14 protein-coding genes are annotated in these 16,416 nt (G+C 64.0%); 2 read left to right on the top strand and 12 right to left on the bottom strand.

Going from position 1 to position 16,416, the window contains the following annotated elements:
• Positions 1-45: 45 nt before the first annotated feature.
• Positions 46-2,475, top strand: coding sequence for a TonB-dependent siderophore receptor (locus tag M2S36_RS11860; protein WP_144170655.1), 2,430 nt, complete (start codon positions 46-48; stop codon positions 2,473-2,475).
• 106 nt (positions 2,476-2,581) lie between these two features.
• Here the strand turns inward: M2S36_RS11860 and M2S36_RS11865 are convergent, their stop codons facing one another.
• From M2S36_RS11865 to M2S36_RS11880, 4 genes are read right to left on the bottom strand one after another with little or no spacing between them, the layout of a single operon-like run.
• Positions 2,582-3,739, bottom strand: a complete 1,158-nt coding sequence (locus M2S36_RS11865) for an osmoprotectant ABC transporter ATP-binding protein OsmV (RefSeq protein ID WP_144170656.1) — start codon at positions 3,737-3,739, stop codon at positions 2,582-2,584.
• Entirely contained in the window at positions 3,736-4,389 is a 654-nt protein-coding gene (locus tag M2S36_RS11870; RefSeq protein WP_063911331.1) for an ABC transporter permease, read from the bottom strand. Before M2S36_RS11870 ends, M2S36_RS11865 begins: the two co-directional genes overlap by 4 nt.
• Positions 4,386-5,300 (bottom strand): glycine betaine ABC transporter substrate-binding protein, encoded by a 915-nt coding sequence (locus tag M2S36_RS11875; RefSeq protein ID WP_144170657.1) that lies wholly within the window; start codon positions 5,298-5,300, stop codon positions 4,386-4,388. The genes M2S36_RS11870 and M2S36_RS11875 overlap by 4 nt, the downstream gene beginning before the upstream one ends.
• Before the next feature lie 13 nt (positions 5,301-5,313).
• Positions 5,314-6,027, bottom strand: coding sequence for an ABC transporter permease (locus M2S36_RS11880; RefSeq protein WP_333957200.1), 714 nt, complete (start codon positions 6,025-6,027; stop codon positions 5,314-5,316).
• Positions 6,028-6,584: 557 nt separating this feature from the next.
• Between M2S36_RS11880 and M2S36_RS11885 the strand changes: the two genes are divergently transcribed.
• Positions 6,585-8,168, top strand: a complete 1,584-nt coding sequence (locus M2S36_RS11885) for a peptide chain release factor 3 (protein ID WP_003257876.1) — start codon at positions 6,585-6,587, stop codon at positions 8,166-8,168.
• Positions 8,169-8,301: 133 nt separating this feature from the next.
• Here M2S36_RS11885 and M2S36_RS11890 read toward each other — a convergent pair whose 3' ends face one another.
• From M2S36_RS11890 to M2S36_RS11925, 8 genes are all read right to left on the bottom strand, one after another.
• A complete protein-coding gene (locus M2S36_RS11890) occupies positions 8,302-9,381 on the bottom strand; it encodes a polyamine ABC transporter substrate-binding protein (RefSeq protein ID WP_333957201.1) in 1,080 nt (359 codons plus the stop codon).
• Positions 9,382-9,433: 52 nt separating this feature from the next.
• Positions 9,434-9,775, bottom strand: a complete 342-nt coding sequence (locus tag M2S36_RS11895) for a cupin domain-containing protein (RefSeq protein ID WP_063911335.1) — start codon at positions 9,773-9,775, stop codon at positions 9,434-9,436.
• Positions 9,776-9,807: 32 nt separating this feature from the next.
• Positions 9,808-11,214 (bottom strand): NAD(P)/FAD-dependent oxidoreductase, encoded by a 1,407-nt coding sequence (locus tag M2S36_RS11900; protein ID WP_207834748.1) that lies wholly within the window; start codon positions 11,212-11,214, stop codon positions 9,808-9,810.
• Positions 11,215-11,277: 63 nt separating this feature from the next.
• The gene (locus M2S36_RS11905) at positions 11,278-12,087 is read right to left on the bottom strand and encodes an AraC family transcriptional regulator (protein ID WP_144170661.1); all 810 of its coding nucleotides are present in this window, start codon (positions 12,085-12,087) and stop codon (positions 11,278-11,280) included.
• A 371-nt stretch (positions 12,088-12,458) separates the two neighbouring features.
• On the bottom strand, positions 12,459-13,427 hold the full coding sequence (locus M2S36_RS11910; RefSeq protein ID WP_024086321.1) for a peptide ABC transporter ATP-binding protein: 969 nt from the start codon (positions 13,425-13,427) through the stop codon (positions 12,459-12,461).
• Entirely contained in the window at positions 13,427-14,395 is a 969-nt protein-coding gene (locus M2S36_RS11915) for an ABC transporter ATP-binding protein (protein WP_144170662.1), read from the bottom strand. Before M2S36_RS11915 ends, M2S36_RS11910 begins: the two co-directional genes overlap by 1 nt.
• Before the next feature lie 10 nt (positions 14,396-14,405).
• Complete coding sequence (locus M2S36_RS11920) at positions 14,406-15,332, bottom strand: ABC transporter permease subunit (protein WP_063911340.1); 927 nt, start codon at positions 15,330-15,332, stop codon at positions 14,406-14,408.
• Between the two features lie 10 nt (positions 15,333-15,342).
• A complete protein-coding gene (locus tag M2S36_RS11925) occupies positions 15,343-16,353 on the bottom strand; it encodes an ABC transporter permease subunit (protein WP_012316108.1) in 1,011 nt (336 codons plus the stop codon).
• Positions 16,354-16,416: the final 63 nt, after the last annotated feature.

Raw genomic sequence — 16,416 nt, forward strand, 5'->3', positions numbered from 1 at the left:
GCATGCGGTTGGCGTTTATTCCGTATTCCAGGAAGTTTCGACGACGTGAACAACAACAAGCCCTTTCCACGCTTCCGCGCTCTGGCGCTGGCCCTGGCGGTCAGTGCCGTGGCGGTCAACGGCCAGGCCGCAGAGGCCGGCAGCACCATCCAGATCCAGGCCCAACCCCTGGCTTCGGCGCTGAACCAGCTGGGCCAGCAGACCAACCTGCAGCTGTTCTTCAGCCCCGAACTGGTGGCCGGCAAGCAAGCCCCGGCGGTGTCCGGTCAGCTGGCGCCCGAGCAGGCGCTGCAGCAGCTGCTGCAAGGCAGCGGCCTGACCTACGAGATGTCCCAGGGCACCGTGGTGGTCAAGCCGGCCCAGGCCGATGGCACCCTCACCACTGGCAGCCTGGAATTAGCGCCCACCGACATCAAGGTGGTGGGTGACTGGCTGGGCGATGCCCAGCAGAGCGTGGTGCAGAACCACCCCGGCGCGCGCACGGTGGTGCGCCGCGAGGCGATGGTGGAGAAGGGCGCAATGAACGTGCGCGATGTGCTGCGCGGTATCCCGGGCGTGCAGGTGCAGGACTCCAACGGCACCGGCGGCAGCGACCTGTCGCTGAACGTGGGCGTTCGCGGCCTGACTTCACGCCTGTCGCCACGCTCCACGGTACTGATCGACGGTATCCCGGCCGCTTTCGCGCCCTATGGGCAGCCGCAGTTGTCGATGGCGCCGATTTCCTCGGGCAACCTCGACAGCATCGACGTGGTACGTGGCGCCGGTTCCGTGCGTTATGGCCCGCAGAACGTCGGCGGGGTGATCAACTTCGTTACCCGGGCGATCCCGGAGAAGGCATCGGCGGAGCTGTCCACCACCCTAGAAACCTCCCGGCATGGTGGCTGGAAGCATACCGAATCGGCCTTCGTCGGCGGCACGGCGGACAACGGCATGGGTGTGGCGCTGCTGTACACCGGGGTGAATGGCAACGGCTACCGTGAAAGCAACAACGGCAACGACATCGATGACGTCATCCTCAAGACCCACTGGGCGCCGACTGACGTCGACGAGTTCTGGCTCAACTTCCACTATTACGATGGCCGTGCCGACATGCCCGGCGGCCTGACCCAGGCCCAGTACGACAGCAACCCGTACCAGTCGCTGCGCGACTACGACTACTTCGCCGGCCGGCGCAAGGATGTGTCGTTCAAGTGGCAGCGGCAGCTCGACGACGCCACCCAGTTCGAAGTGCTGACCTACTACACCGACAGCTTCCGCGGCAGCGCCATTGCCTCGCGCGACATGAAGACCCTGTCGTCGTACCCGCGCAACTACCACACCTTCGCCATCGAACCACGGCTGTCGCGGATCTTCTTCGCCGGCCCGACCACCCAGGAAGTCAGCGTGGGTTACCGCTACCTGAAGGAAGCGATGCGTGAGCAGTCGACCCGCCTGGCGCTGATCGACAATGTGCCGACGCCAACCCCGACCTCCGACGGCCATGTGTTCCAGGACCGCAGTGGCGGTACCGAGGCCAGCGCCTACTACATCGACGACAAGATCGACGTGGGTAACTGGACCATCACCCCGGGCATCCGCTTCGAGCACATCAACACCGACTGGCGCGACCGCCCGGTGCTCGGTGCCAACGGCCAGCCGGTGCCAGAGAAGAAACGCAGCATCACCAGCAACGAGCCGCTGCCGGCGCTGAGCGTGATGTACCACCTCTCCGATGCGTGGAAGTTGTTCGCCAACTACGAGACCTCGTTTGGCAGCCTGCAGTACTTCCAGCTGGGCCAGGGCGGTACTGGCAACAGCACGGCCAATGGCCTGGAACCGGAAAAGGCCAAGACCTACGAAATCGGTACCCGCTATGACAATGGCGCCTTTGCCGGTGAGCTGACGGCGTTCTACATCGACTTCGACGACGAACTGCAGTACATCAGCAACGACGTGGGCTGGACCAACCTCGGCGCGACCAAGCACCAGGGTATCGAGGCTTCGGTGCGCTATGACCTGGCGGGGCTTGACCCGCGCCTGGAAGGGCTGTCGGTGAGCGGTGGCTACACCTATACCCGCGCTACTTATGAAGGGGACATTCCTGGCTTCAAGGGCCGTGACCTGCCGTTCTATTCACGCCAGGTGGCCACTGCCGGGGTGCGCTACGCGGTCAACCACTGGACCTGGAACCTGGATGCCTATGCCCAATCCAAACAGCGTGCACCGGGTACGGGGATCAATGCCGATGGCAGCTTCAACGGCGACTACATCACCGAGCCGAGTGCGGACGGGCAGTTCGGCGACATTCCGGGTTACGTGACCTGGCATGCGCGTGGCGGCTATGAGTTCGGACCGGAAATGTCCAACCTGAAGTTGGCGGCGGGGGTGAAGAACCTGTTCGACAAGCAGTACTTCACCCGCTCCAGCGACAACAATGCCGGCATCTATGTGGGTGAGCCACGGACCTTCTATGTGCAGGCCAGTGTAGGGTTCTGACACCGCGTCGCCTGCTTCACGGGTGAACCCGCTCCCACAGGTATCGCGCAGGTCTTTAGCCTTGCGCCGACCCTGTGGGAGCGGGTTTACCCGCGAAGAGGCCGATTCAGGAAATCACCGCCTCGGCCGGCGAAACGATGCTGGTCTTGGCCCCCCGCGATCGCCCCGAGCTCAGGTAAGCCGCAATCGACTCCTGGGTCACTTCACCCAGGAACACCTGCTCGGCATCCAGCACCGGCAGCCACGCCCGGTTGAATTCGTACATCCGCGACAACAGGATGCGCAAATGCTCATCATGCGCCGCCGTGGCATTGAACGGCCGCAGGAAGTCGCCACAAGTCCCTTGCTGGCGATGCATATCACGCCGGCGCACGTAGCCCAGTGCCTTGTTCTGCGCATCGGTCACCACCACGTAACGGCGGTCGTGCTCGTCCAGCAGCTCCAGCGCATCGCTCACCGGCGTCTGCGGGCTCACCGATGGCGCGTTGTCTGCCGCATCCTCGGCACGCACCAGCAGCAGGCGCTTGAGGGTGCTGTCCTGGCCGACGAAGTTGCTGACGAACTCATCCGCCGGATGCGCCAGCAGGGTGTCCGGGTGGTCCAGCTGCAACAGCTTGCCGGCACGGAAAATGGCGATCTTGTCGCCCAGCTTGATCGCTTCGTCGATGTCGTGGCTGACCATGATCACCGTCTTGTTCAGCGCCCGCTGCATCTCGAAGAACTCGTTCTGGATCATCTCGCGGTTGATCGGGTCGACCGCGCCGAACGGCTCGTCCATCAGCAGTACCGGCGCTTCCGCCGCCAAGGCGCGGATCACGCCGATACGCTGCTGCTGGCCACCGGACAGCTCGCGCGGGTAGCGTTGCAGGTACTGCTTGGGCTCCAGCTTGATCATGTGCATCAGCTCGCGGGCGCGTTCATGGCACTTCTGTTTGTCCCAGCCGAGCAGGCGCGGCACCACGGTGATGTTCTCCTCGATGGTCATGTTGGGGAACAGACCGATCTGCTGGATCACGTAGCCGATGTGCCGGCGCAGGGTGACTTCGTCCAGCCCGGTGGTGTCTTCGCCATTGATGAACACCTGGCCGGAAGTGGGGGTGATCAGGCGGTTGATCATTTTCAGGGTAGTGCTCTTGCCGCAGCCCGAGGGGCCGAGGAACACGCAGATTTCCCCTTCGTTGACGGTGAGGCTTACCGCGTCGACGGCTTTGACGTCCTTGCCGTTGACGTTGAAGGTTTTGCTGAGGTTCTTCAGTTCGATCATGAGCGCAGTCCTTCTGGAGTCAGGGCACGTTGCAGGGTTTGCAGCAGCAGGTCGGCGATGATCGCCAGCAGGCTGACCAGCACGGCGCCGACCAGCAGCATCGACATGTCGCTGCGGCTGATGGAGGTAAGGATGAGTACGCCGAGGCCGCCGGCGCCGATGGTGGCGGCGATGGTCATGACGCCGATGTTCATCACCACGGCGGTGCGCACGCCGGCGAGAATCACCGGCACGGCGATGGGCAGTTCGACCATGCGCAGGCGCTGGCCGAAGGTCATGCCGATGCCGCGCGCGGCTTCACGGATGCCGGGCTCGACGTTGGTCAGGGCCAGGTAGGTGTTGCGCAGGATCGGCAGCAGTGAATAGAGGAACACCGCAGTGATCGCCGGCAGCGGCCCGAGGCCCTGGCCGAACCTGGAGTAGAACGGCAGCAGCAGGCCGAACAGGGCGATGGACGGGATGGTCAGCAGCACCGTGGCACTGGCCTGCAATGGGCCGGCGACGGCCGGGAAGCGGGTCATCAGGATGCCCAGCGGTACGCCGACGATGATCGCCAGGCCCACGGCGACGCCGACCAGCATGATGTGTTGCCAGGTCAGATGCAGCACCTGGGCCCAGTCCAGATGGTTGAAGGTATCGATCAGGTTCATGGCTGGCCCTCGCTGTTCAGTGGATGCTCACGCAGGAAAGCGGCAGCCACGGCGGTCGGGTTCTGGTGCTCGACATCGACCTTGGCGTTGAGCTGGCGCATGGTTGCGTCATCCAGTTGCTCGGCCAGTGGCTTGAGCAGGCCGGCCAGCTGCGGGTTGGCGTCGAGCACGGCTTTGCGCACCACCGGCGCGGCGGTGTAGTCGGGGAAGTAGTGCTTGTCGTCTTCCAGCAGCTTGAGGTTGAACGCGTTCAGGCGGCCATCGGTGGTGTACACCAGGCCGGCGAACACCTGGTTGTTGTGCATGGCGGTGTAGACCAGGCCGGCATCCATCTGGCGGATGTTGGCGCGGCCCACTTGCAAGTCGTACATCGCCTTCAGGCCGACCAGGCCGTCCGGGCGGTTGGCGAACTCGGTGTCCAGCGCCACCAGGTGGTTGCGTCGGCTTTCGTCACGCAGCACCTGGTTGAGGTCGCTGATCGAGTTGATCTGTGGATAAGCCTCGGCGACCTGCTTGGGCAGGCCCAGCGCGTAGGTGTTGCTGAACTTCGACGGGGTCAGCCAGATCAAGCCTTTCTTCGCGTCCAGTGCCTTGACCTTGGCGTAGGTGGCCTCGGCACTGGGCATGCGCTCATCGATATGGTTGTACGACACCAGTGACACGCCGGTGTATTCCCACATCAGGTCGAGCTGGCCGGTTTCCTGGGCCTGGCGCGCGATGCTGCTGCCAAGGCCGCTGGTGACGCGCACGTCAAAACCGTTGGCGCGCAGGTATTGCGCGGTGATTTCGGCGAGCACGGTCTGTTCGGTGAACACCCGCGCGCCGATGCGGATCAGCGGTTTTTCCGCTGCCTGGGCAAATCCTGCGAACAGCAGGGCCGCGCCCAGCAGCAAGGCGATTTTCTTGTTCATACGTTCCCTCTTGTTATCCAGCCAGGCCACGTTCCAGCCAGCGCTTGCTGGAGAAACTCACCGCCGCGTCCAGCACCAGCGCCAGCAGCGCGGTGCAGGCGGCACCCAGCAGCAGCTGTGGCTGGTTGTTCAGGGCGATGCCGGGGAAGATCAGGCTGCCCAGACTGTTGGCGCCGATCAGGAAGGCCAGCGGTGCGGTGCCCACGTTCAGCGCCAGGGCCACGCGCACGCCGCCGACGATGATCGGCACGGCGTTGGGCAACTCAACCTGCCAGAGTTGCTGGCGCGGGGTCATGCCGATGCCGGTGGCGGCTTCCTTGAGCGAGGCGGGGACGTTTTTCAGGCCCTCGTAGGTGTTGCGCACGATGGGCAGGAGGGAGGCGAGGAACAGGGCGAAGATTGCAGGCCCGGCGCCGATGCCCAGGATACTCAGGGCGATGGCCAGAACGGCCAGGGGAGGGATGGTGTTGCCAACGTTGAACAACTGCATGAAGCGCTCGGCTTTGTCGACCCGCTGCGGTCGACTTAACGCAATGCCGGCGGGGATGCCCACGGCCAGCGCCGCCGCCATCGAAGCCAGCACCAGGACCAGGTGCGCTTGCAGGTAGAACCCAAGATCGTCGCGATAACGCGTGATCGTGTCGATGCCGATCCAGTGGATCAGCAGGGCCAGGATGACGAGCACGGCGGCCCATCCCAACAGCCCTTTTCCGTAGCGTTTTGCCACAGGCGGACTCCTTGTGTAGTCGGCGAGCACACTTCTTGGTTGCCGGCCAGTCCTGGCGGCGGGTGGTGTGTTCGCGAGTAGCAGCATGACGCACGCCGAAGGCTGCGATCAGGCCATGAGCCGAACCCCGTCGGGCCCGAAAATGCTGATGAAAACAGCTCCCCAACCGAAGCGGGTTGCAGGGGAGTGGACGTCTCCGTGGGCGTAAAGGTTCCCATCTGGGGCGGCATTTGGCCAGTGCTAATCACTGGGTGTATCGAAATATGGCGAGAAAAAACAGCGTATTGATTCGCTACAAGCGTTGAAATAACTGACCTGTGGCCATTTATCGTGATAAAGCGATTGCCTGTGGAATCGGCTTTGCCTGAGCCGGCCCTTTCGCGGGTAAACCCGCTCCCACAGGGACTGCACCGCACCTGGACGCTGTGCAGTCCCTGTGGGAGCGGGTTTACCCGCGAAGAGGCCGGCACAGCACCACTCATTCCTCAGGTTTTGGTCCCGGCCCAACTTCAGGTATGATATCGCCCCTTTTAAATCCCCCAGTCAGGCGATTTCCCATGACCAACCAGGCCGCCGAAGTCGCGAAGCGCCGCACTTTCGCAATCATTTCCCACCCCGACGCCGGTAAGACCACCATCACCGAGAAGCTGCTGCTGATGGGCAAGGCCATTGCCGTCGCCGGTACCGTGAAGTCGCGCAAGTCCGACCGCCACGCCACCTCCGACTGGATGGAAATGGAGAAGCAGCGCGGCATCTCCATCACCACCTCGGTGATGCAGTTCCCGTACCGCGAGCACATGATCAACCTGCTCGACACCCCCGGTCACGAAGACTTCTCGGAAGATACCTACCGCACCCTGACCGCGGTGGACTCGGCGCTGATGGTGCTTGATGGCGGTAAAGGTGTAGAGCCACGCACCATCGCCCTGATGGACGTGTGCCGCCTGCGCGACACGCCGATCGTCAGCTTCATCAACAAACTCGACCGTGACATCCGCGACCCGATCGAACTGCTCGACGAGATCGAAGCGGTACTGAAGATCAAGGCGGCACCGATCACCTGGCCGATCGGTTGCTACCGCGACTTCAAGGGCGTGTACCACCTGACCGGTGACTACATCGTGGTGTACACCCCGGGCCACGGCCACGAGCGCACCGAAGCCAAGATCATTCAGAAGCTGGATTCGGACGAGGCCCGCGCCCATCTGGGCGACCAGTACGACTCGTTCGTCGAGCAGCTGGAGCTGGTGCAGGGTGCCTGCCACGAGTTCAACCAGGAAGAGTTCATCAACGGCCAGCTGACCCCGGTGTTCTTCGGTACTGCATTGGGCAACTTCGGTGTCGACCACGTGCTCGACGCAGTCGTCGACTGGGCGCCGCGCCCGCTGGGCCGTGTTGCCCACGAGCGTACCGTCGAGCCTGTGGAAGAGAAGTTCACCGGCTTCGTGTTCAAGATCCAGGCGAACATGGACCCGAAACACCGCGACCGCATCGCCTTCATGCGCATTTGCTCGGGCAAGTACGAGAAGGGCATGAAGATGCGCCACGTGCGGATCAACAAGGACCTGCGTATCGGCGATGCGCTGACCTTCTTCTCCTCCGAGCGTGAGCAACTGGAAGAGGCCTATGCCGGCGACATCATTGGCCTGCACAACCACGGCACCATCCAGATCGGCGACACCTTCACCGAAGGCGAGGCGCTGGGCTTCACGGGTATCCCGCACTTCGCCCCGGAACTGTTCCGCCGCGTACGCCTGAAGGACCCGCTGAAATCCAAGCAGCTGCGTCAGGGCCTGCAGCAGCTGGCCGAAGAGGGCGCGACCCAGGTGTTCTTCCCGGAGCGCAGCAACGACATCATCCTCGGTGCGGTCGGTGTGCTGCAGTTCGACGTGGTCGCCAGCCGCCTGAAGGAAGAGTACAAGGTCGAGTGCGCCTACGAGCCGATCACCGTCTGGTCGGCGCGCTGGATCGGCTGCGACGACAAGAAGAAGCTCGAGGAATTCCAGAACAAGGCCATGGAAAACCTGGCCATCGACGGTGGCGGGCACCTGACCTACCTGGCGCCGACCCGGGTCAACCTGTCGCTGATGGAAGAGCGCTGGCCGGACATCAAGTTCCGCGCTACCCGCGAGCACCACTGATTTTCGAGAGCCTGCCAACTGACCCTGTGGGAGCGGGTTCACCCGCGAATGCGTCGGTGAATTCAATATCGCATTCGCGGCGGTTCGGCGCTCCGATGAACCCGCTCCCACAGGGACCGTGCTAAGACCGAAATTAATTCCCGGCCTTGATACTGGTCCAGATCCGGGTTCTGATACGGTCGATCTTCGCCGGCATTGCCTCCAGCGCATACAGCTTGCCCATCACTTCCTCGCTCGGGTAAACCATCGTGTTGCCCTTCATCGCCGGTTCCACGAGCCCGTCCGCTTCGAGGTTGCCGTTGGCGTACTGCACATGGTTGCTGATGTTGGCCATCACCTGCGGCTGCAGCAGGTAGTTCATGTAGGCATACCCGGCCTCTTCATCCGGCGCATCGGCCGGCATGGCGACCATGTCGAACCACATCGGCGCGCCTTCCTTCGGGATCGAGTACCCCACGTTCACTCCGTTCTTCGCTTCTTCGGCGCGATTCTTCGCCTGCAGCACATCCCCCGAGAAACCCACCACCACGCAGATATCGCCATTGGCCAGGTCGCCGGTGTACTTCGATGAGTGGAAGTAGCTGATGTACGGCCGCACCTGCATCAACAGCGCCTTGGCCTTGTCGTAGTCCGCCGGGTTCTGGCTGTGGTGCGGCAGGCCCAGGTAGTGCAGGGCGATCGGCAACAGTTCGGGGCCGTTGTCCAGCACGGCGACGCCGCAGGTTTTCAGCTTGCTCATGTATTCGGGCTTGAAGATCAGGTCCCATGAGTCCAGTGGCGCGTTGTCCCCGAGCACCGCCTTGACCTTGTCGATGTTGTAGCCGATACCGGTGCTGCCCCACAGGTAGGGGAAGCCGTACTGGTTGCCCGGGTCGTTCACCTCCAGCGCCTTGAGCAGCACCGGGTTGAGGTTGTGCCAGTTGGGCAGTTGCGACTTGTCCAGGCGCTTGAGGGCCTTGCCCTGGATCTGCCGGGCCATGAAATGGTTGGACGGAAACACCACGTCGTAGCCGGAGTTGCCGGTCATCAGCTTGCCGTCGAGGGTTTCGTTGCTGTCGTAAACATCGTAGGTGGGCACGATACCGCTGGCTTGCTGGAAGTTCTTCAGTGTGTCGGGGGCGACGTAGCTGGACCAGTTGTAGATCTTCACCGTTTCGGCGGCGCCGGCCACGCTGGCGGTCAGCATCAGGGGGGCGAGAAGGAGCGTGCGCATGTCGGGGTTACCTTGCTTTGTCTGTTGTTGTCGAAGGCAGGCGATCAGCGGATCAGAAAATAAGGACGTAGGTCTTGCGCACGGTCTCCTGGATGTCCCAGGTGCCGGTGCTGTTGGCCGGTAGCATCAGTGCGTCTCCGGCTTCTATGAGCAGCGGCTTGCCACCGTCGGGGGTGAAGGTGCAGCGGCCCTTGATGAAATGGCAGAACTCCTGCTGCACGATCTGCCGCCGCCAGCGCCCGGGGGTGCACTCCCAGATGCCGGTTTCGACGCCGTCGCTGCGTTCCACGCAGGTGACCGAGGTCACCGCCACGGGCTCGCCGAGTGGTACCGCAACGGGGTTGGAGCTATCGAGCACGGCGCTGTCGCTGTTCTTGAACTGGGTGATGTTCATGACCGGTGAATCCTGTGTCGGGGAAAGGGAAGTCAGTGCATGAAACCTTCCATGAAGTCCGCAAGACTGCTGGCCAGGCGCCGCCTCCACGACGCGCAGGCGGGATTGGCGAGGGTCCGGTCCTCGTGGACGAAACTCTGGATGATTGCGTTGTAGCCCAGCCAGCGGCAGGGCTCGGGTGGCCAGCTGGCCAGGCTTGAAAGCGGGCGGTTGTCGAGCACCCAGGGTTGCGCAGTCAGTTCGTTGTGCTGGTTGAGGATCAGCGCCGCCAGGGTGCGCCCGCCCAGGTTGGTGGCGCCGACACCCTCGCCGCCGTAGCCGCCGGCCAGGGCGATGCCGCGCTGGCGGTCGCAGAGCATGTGCGGGTGGAAGCGCCGTGCCATGCCCAGGTTGCCGCCCCACGAATGGGTGATGCGCACGTGCTTCAGCTGCGGGAACAGTTCGCTGAACAGATAGCGGCGCAGCTCGATTTCCTGTTCAGTGAGGTTGAAGTTTTCGCGCAGGCGGCCACCGAAGCGGTAGCCGCCACGGGCGCCGAATACCAGGCGGTTGTCGGCGGTACGCTGGCCATAGGTGACCTGGCGGCTGCTTTCGCTGAACGCCTGGCCCTGGTTCAGGCCGATCTGTTCCCAGGTGGCCTCCGGCAATGGCTCGGTGGCCACCAACAGGCTCTGTACCGGCAGCTGATGTTTGCCCAGTGGCGGCAGGCTGGCGGCGTAGCCCTCCACGGCGGGTACCATCCATTGGCAGCGAATGCGCGCCAACGGGGTACGCACCTCACCGGGCTGCCAGTCGATGGCCGGGGTGTTTTCGTAGATGGGTACGCCCAGCGCTTCTACCGCTCGGGCCAGGCCACGCGCCAGCTTGGCGGGTTGGATAGTTGCGGTGTGCGGGCTGTAGATGGCCCCATAGGCATTACTGACCCGCAACTGGGCGTCCAGCTGTTCGGGGCGCAGCCAGCGGTAGTCGTCCTCGGTCATGCCCTGACGATAAAGGTCGTCGAGGTAGGCGCGCAGGCTACGCTCCTGTTCCGGGTAGCGTGCGGCGCAGTACAGCACGCCGCCTTTGCGGTAATCGCAGTCAATGCCCTCGCGTTGCAGCACGCGGTGTACTTCATCAGGAATGCCATGCAGCAGGTCGATGCTGGTGCGCCGCTGTTGCGGCGACAGGGTCGCGAGCAGGCGGTTTTCGCCGAGCAGGTTGCCCATCAGCCAGCCGCCGTTGCGCCCCGAGGCGCCAAAGCCGGCGATGTTGGCGTCGATCACGGCGATGTTCAGCTGTGGCGCCTGACGCTTGAGGTAGTAGGCGGTCCACAGGCCGGTGTAGCCAGCGCCGATGATGCACACATCCGCTTCCAGGTCGTCGCGCAGGGCCGGGCGGGCGCACAGCGGCTCGTCAAGCTGGTCCATCCACAGGCTGAGCGTGCGCAGGGGTTGCATCGGGTTCGGCTCCACATCCGTCAAGGTCTGTGGCGATCGTAGTGGTGTCGGCGGGCGGCTGTCCTACGTGCGTGCACGCAGGGAAATTTGCTTCAGGTAGGCCTTGGGCGTAAGCCCGGTGTGTTCGCGGAAACACTTGTAGAACGCCGACAGCGAGTTGAAACCGGCATTGAACGCCAGCTCGTCGATCGTCGCCTCGACGCTGTCGTCATCGAGGCTGGCCATCAGGTGTTGCAGGCGGGCCTGGTTGACGTAGCGGTAGAAGCTTTGCCCGAGCACCTGGTTGAGCAGGTAGGAGATCTGGTTGCGGCTGTAACCGCTGGCGTCGGCCACCTGTTGCAGGTCCAGCTCCGGGTCCAGGTAGGGGCGCTGACGCTGGAAGTAGTGTTCCAGGTCCTGAGCCATGGTCGACAGTTGTCGGGGGGACAGGCCAAGGCGGCTGGTGGCTGGGCGCGGGCCGCTGCTGGTGTGGCCGCTGCCGTTCTGGCGGACCAGCGTGGCGTACTCGTTGACTTGCCAGATCAGGCCGTCCTTGACGGTGATCGCCTCGCTGGACTGGAACGCTACCAGGCCATCGCCGCCCTGGACCGTGACCTGGTACTGGATGAACGCGGTGCAGCCGTCGACGCGGATGCGGTCGCTGTGGACGATATCTTCGCCGGCTTCATGGGGCAGGCAGGCGCGCACGTAGTCACGCAGTTCCTGGTAGCCGAGCACGCGGTTCTGGAAGAAGTCGTGGTACTGGATGTCGGGGTGGTAGAGCGCAATGACGCCGTCGAGGTCGCGGTGCTTCCAGCACAGGTGGTAGCGCAGCACGGTGTCGGCGGTGAGCGGGGTCTGCTCGGGGCCGTCGGGGAGGGTAGTGGCGGTCATGAGCCTGATAGTGCATTGCAGAACACCCAGCTGCAAGGGTGCGGATCCGGCATATTGCACGGTTTCGCCAAGCGGCTTGGGGAGTAAGCCGTTGATTCGGTTGAGTGTGATTTTTTGACAGGGATGGCATGGCGAGTGCACCGGTCTGTTCAACATCGAACAAGGAGAAAGGCCATGCGCTCGATACTGCTCTGGATGATTGGGGTGCCGATTCCGGTGATTATCCTGATCTGGTTCTTCATGCAATGAGATCCCCGGGGCCGCTTTGCGGCCCTTCGCGGATAAACCCGCTCCCACAGGGAGCGCACAGATTTCGAATGCTGTGAAACACCTGTGGTAGCGGGTTTACCCGCGAAGAAGGTCATACCGATCTAGAGGAACTGCTCCGCATAGTGGCAGGCCACCTGCCGCGTACTCACCTGCCGCAACGCCGGCACCTCCTTGGCACACCGCTCGGTCGCATACGGGCAGCGCTTGTGAAACGCACAGCCATCCGGCGGGTTCAGCGGGTTGGGCAACTCCCCGGCAATACGGATCTTCGGCTTCAACGGGTCCGGGTGAATCGCCGGCGTGGCTGACAGCAACGCCTGGGTATACGGGTGCAACGGCCTTTCGTAGATATCCTCTTTCGGCCCCATCTCCGCCGGCCGCCCCAGGTACATCACCAGCACCTGATCGGCCACATGCCGTACCACCGCCAGGTTGTGCGAGATGAACACATAGGCGGTGTTGAACTCCTTCTGCAAATCCATGAACAGGTTCAGCACCTGGGCCTGGATCGACACATCCAGCGCCGAGGTCGGCTCGTCCGCCACCAGCACCTTGGGCTGCAGCATCATCGCCCGCGCCAGGGCGATACGCTGGCGCTGGCCGCCGGAGAACATGTGCGGGTAGCGCTGGTAATGCTCGGGGCGCAGGCCGACCTGTTCCATCATCTTCTGCACCTTTTCTCGCCGCTCGGCCTTGCTCAGCGAGGTGTTGATCAGCAGCGGCTCGGCCAGCTGGTCACCAATCTTCTGCCGAGGGTTGAGCGAGGCGTAGGGGCTCTGGAACACCATCTGCACGTCGCGGCGCAGTTGCTTGCGTTCGCTCTTGCTGGCGCCTTTCACTTCGGTGCCGGCAATTTGCAGCGAGCCGGACGACGGCTCTTCGATCAGAGTCAGGGCGCGGGCCAGGGTCGACTTGCCGCAGCCGGACTCGCCGACCACGGCCAGGGTCTTGCCGGCCTCCAGTTCGAACGACACGCCATTCAGCGCGCGGACCAGGGCGTGGCCCTTGAACAGCCCGCGAGAGACTTCGTAATGCCGGGTCAGCTCCCGGGCGGATAGAACGACGGCCATCACGCCACCTCCTGGTTCAGCGGGTAGAAGCAACGCACCAGGCCATGGGCCTGGGGATCGAGGGGCGGGCGCTGGCGCCGGCAGTTGTCCTGCACGTACGGACAGCGCGGTGACAGCAGGCAACCCTCGGGGCGGTCGTAGCGGCCGGGGACGATACCGGGCAGGGTGGCCAGGCGCTCGGCGCCGATGCTGTGCTCGGGAATCGCCGCCAGCAGTGCTTCGCTGTAGGGGTGGGCAGGCACGTCGAACAGCTCCGGCACCTGGCCCACTTCCACGGCCTGGCCGGCGTACATCACGCATACGCGCCTGGCCGTTTCGGCGACCACGGCGAGGTCGTGGGTGATCAGGATGAGCGCCATGTTGCGCTCTTTCTGCAGGTTGACCAGCAGCTCCATGATCTGCGCCTGGATGGTCACGTCCAGTGCAGTGGTGGGTTCGTCGGCGATCAGCAGCTTGGGTTCGCCGGCAATCGCCATGGCAATCGCCACGCGCTGGCTCATGCCGCCGGACAGTTGGTGCGGGTAGGCGTCCAGGCGGCTTTCGGCCGCCGGGATCTCGACCTTTTTCAGCAGCTCCAGGGCACGCTGGCGCGCGGCCTTGCCCTTCAGGCCCAGGTGCTGGCGCAGCACTTCCTCGATCTGGTAACCCACGGTGTAGCTGGGGTTGAGCGCGGTCATCGGGTCCTGGAAGACCATGGCGATGTCCTTGCCCACCACCTTGCGCCGCTGGCGGCCGCTGAGCTTGAGCATGTCGGTGCCGTCGAAGTTGAGCGCGTCGGCAGTGATGCGCCCTGGGGCATCGATCAGGCCCATCAGGGCCATCATGGTCACGGACTTGCCGGAGCCCGATTCGCCGACGATGGCCAGGATCTCGCCGGCCTCCACCGTCAGGTCCAGGCCATCGACCACCGGTACCGCAGTGGCGTCGCCGAAGCGCACGTTCAGGTTGTTGATCTGCAACAGTGACATGGCGTTCTCCTCAGGCGGCGTTCTTGAGTTTCGGGTCCAGCGCATCGCGCAGGCCGTCGCCCATCAGGTTGATTGCCAGCACACTGAGCAGAATGGTCAGGCCGGGCAGGCTCACCACCCACCAGGCGCGCTCGATGTAGTCACGGGCCGAAGCCAGCATGGTGCCCCACTCCGGGGTCGGCGGCTGCACGCCAAGGCCGAGGAAGCCCAGGGCGGCAGCGTCGAGGATGGCCGAGGAGAAGCTGAGGGTGGCCTGCACGATCAGCGGTGCCATGCAGTTGGGCAGCACGGTGACGAACATCAGCCGTGGCAGCCCGGCACCGGCCAGGCGTGCGGCGGTGACGTAATCGCGGTTCAGCTCGCCCATCACGGCGGCGCGGGTCAGGCGCACATAGGATGGCAACGATACGATGGCGATGGCGATCACGGTGTTGATCAGGCCTGGGCCGAGGATGGCGACGATGGCCACCGCCAGCAGCAGCGAGGGCAGCGCCAGCATCACGTCCATCAGGCGCATGATCGACGGGCCGAGCAGTTGCGGGAAGAAACCGGCCAGCAGGCCGAGCAGGATGCCCGGGATCAACGACATCACCACCGACGACAGGCCGATCAGCAGCGACAGCCGCGCGCCCTGGATCAGCCGCGAAAGCAGGTCGCGGCCCAGCTCGTCGGTGCCGAGGATGAACTGCCAGCTGCCGCCTTCGAGCCACACCGGCGGGGTCAGCAGGAAGTCGCGGTACTGCTCGCTCGGGTCGTGCGGGGCGACCCACGGCGCGAACAGCGCGCAGAACACCACCAGGCACATGAAGGCCAGGCCCATCACCGCGCCTTTGTTGCGCGCGAAGGCTTGCCAGAATTCTTTGTACGGCGAGGGGTAGAGCAGGCTCTGGTCCACCGGGCTGGCCGGCGTGACGGATTTCGGAATCGGGCTAGTCATGGCGAGGGCCTCAGCGCTGATGACGGATGCGTGGGTTGGCCAGGCCGTAGAGGATATCCACCACGAAGTTGACCAGGATCACCAGGCAGGCGATCAACAGGATGCCGTTCTGGACCACGGGGTAGTCACGGGCACCGATGGCTTCGATCAGCCACTTGCCGATGCCCGGCCAGGAAAAGATGGTTTCGGTCAGCACTGCACCGGCCAGCAACGTGCCGACCTGCAGGCCGAACACGGTCAGTACCGGGATCAGCGCGTTGCGCAGGCCGTGCACGAACACCACGCGGGCCGGTGACAGGCCTTTGGCGCGGGCGGTGCGGATGTAGTCCTCGCGCAACACTTCGAGCATCGACGAGCGGGTCATGCGGGCAATCACCGCCAGCGGGATGGTGCCGAGCACGATGGCCGGCAGGATCAGGTGCATCACCGCGTCCTTGAACGCGCCTTCCTCGTCGCTGAGCAGGGTATCGATGAGCATGAAGCCGGTCTTCGGCTCGATGTCGTAGAGCAGGTCGATGCGCCCGGATACCGGGGTCCAGCCCAGGCTTACCGAGAAGAACATGATCAGGATCAGGCCCCACCAGAAGATCGGCATCGAGTAACCCGCCAGGGAAATGCCCATCACCCCGTGGTCGAACAGCGAACCGCGCTTGAGCGCGGCGATCACCCCGGCCAGCAGGCCGACGATGCCGGCGAACAGCAGGGCGGCGAAGGCCAGTTCGAGGGTGGCCGGGAACAGGGTGAGGAACTCGCTCCACACGCTCTCGCGGGTGCGCAGCGATTCACCGAGGTCACCCTGGGCCAGCTTGCCGACATAGTCCAGGTACTGGACCGGCAGCGGCTTGTTCAGGCCCAGGCGCTCCATGGCCTGGGCATGCATTTCGGGGTCGACCCTGCGCTCGCCCATCATCACTTCCACCGGGTCGCCGGGGATCAGGCGTATGAGCGCGAAGGTCAGCAAGGTGATACCGAAAAAGGTCGGTATCAGCAGGCCAAGGCGCCGGGCAATAAAGCTCAACATTGTCGGGGTTACCTCATCAGGCCGTGGGGCGATCAGCCCGCTACGGTGGTGCCGCCGGTTCCC

The organism is Pseudomonas sp. SF2 (assembly GCF_036858055.1).
In the GTDB taxonomy this organism is placed as follows: domain Bacteria; phylum Pseudomonadota; class Gammaproteobacteria; order Pseudomonadales; family Pseudomonadaceae; genus Aquipseudomonas.

What these genes read in the sequence shown, in the direction of transcription:
- M2S36_RS11865 (WP_144170656.1), bottom strand. Translation starts at nt 3,739, where the DNA reads ATGATCGAACTGAAGAACCTCAGCAAAACCTTCAACGTCAACGGCAAG.
- M2S36_RS11870 (WP_063911331.1), bottom strand. Translation starts at nt 4,389, where the DNA reads ATGAACCTGATCGATACCTTCAACCATCTGGACTGGGCCCAGGTGCTG.
- M2S36_RS11875 (WP_144170657.1), bottom strand. Translation starts at nt 5,300, where the DNA reads ATGAACAAGAAAATCGCCTTGCTGCTGGGCGCGGCCCTGCTGTTCGCA.
- M2S36_RS11885 (WP_003257876.1), top strand. Translation starts at nt 6,585, where the DNA reads ATGACCAACCAGGCCGCCGAAGTCGCGAAGCGCCGCACTTTCGCAATC.
- M2S36_RS11890 (WP_333957201.1), bottom strand. Translation starts at nt 9,381, where the DNA reads ATGCGCACGCTCCTTCTCGCCCCCCTGATGCTGACCGCCAGCGTGGCC.
- M2S36_RS11895 (WP_063911335.1), bottom strand. Translation starts at nt 9,775, where the DNA reads ATGAACATCACCCAGTTCAAGAACAGCGACAGCGCCGTGCTCGATAGC.
- M2S36_RS11900 (WP_207834748.1), bottom strand. Translation starts at nt 11,214, where the DNA reads ATGCAACCCCTGCGCACGCTCAGCCTGTGGATGGACCAGCTTGACGAG.
- M2S36_RS11905 (WP_144170661.1), bottom strand. Translation starts at nt 12,087, where the DNA reads ATGACCGCCACTACCCTCCCCGACGGCCCCGAGCAGACCCCGCTCACC.
- M2S36_RS11910 (WP_024086321.1), bottom strand. Translation starts at nt 13,427, where the DNA reads ATGGCCGTCGTTCTATCCGCCCGGGAGCTGACCCGGCATTACGAAGTC.
- M2S36_RS11915 (WP_144170662.1), bottom strand. Translation starts at nt 14,395, where the DNA reads ATGTCACTGTTGCAGATCAACAACCTGAACGTGCGCTTCGGCGACGCC.
- M2S36_RS11920 (WP_063911340.1), bottom strand. Translation starts at nt 15,332, where the DNA reads ATGACTAGCCCGATTCCGAAATCCGTCACGCCGGCCAGCCCGGTGGAC.
- M2S36_RS11925 (WP_012316108.1), bottom strand. Translation starts at nt 16,353, where the DNA reads ATGTTGAGCTTTATTGCCCGGCGCCTTGGCCTGCTGATACCGACCTTT.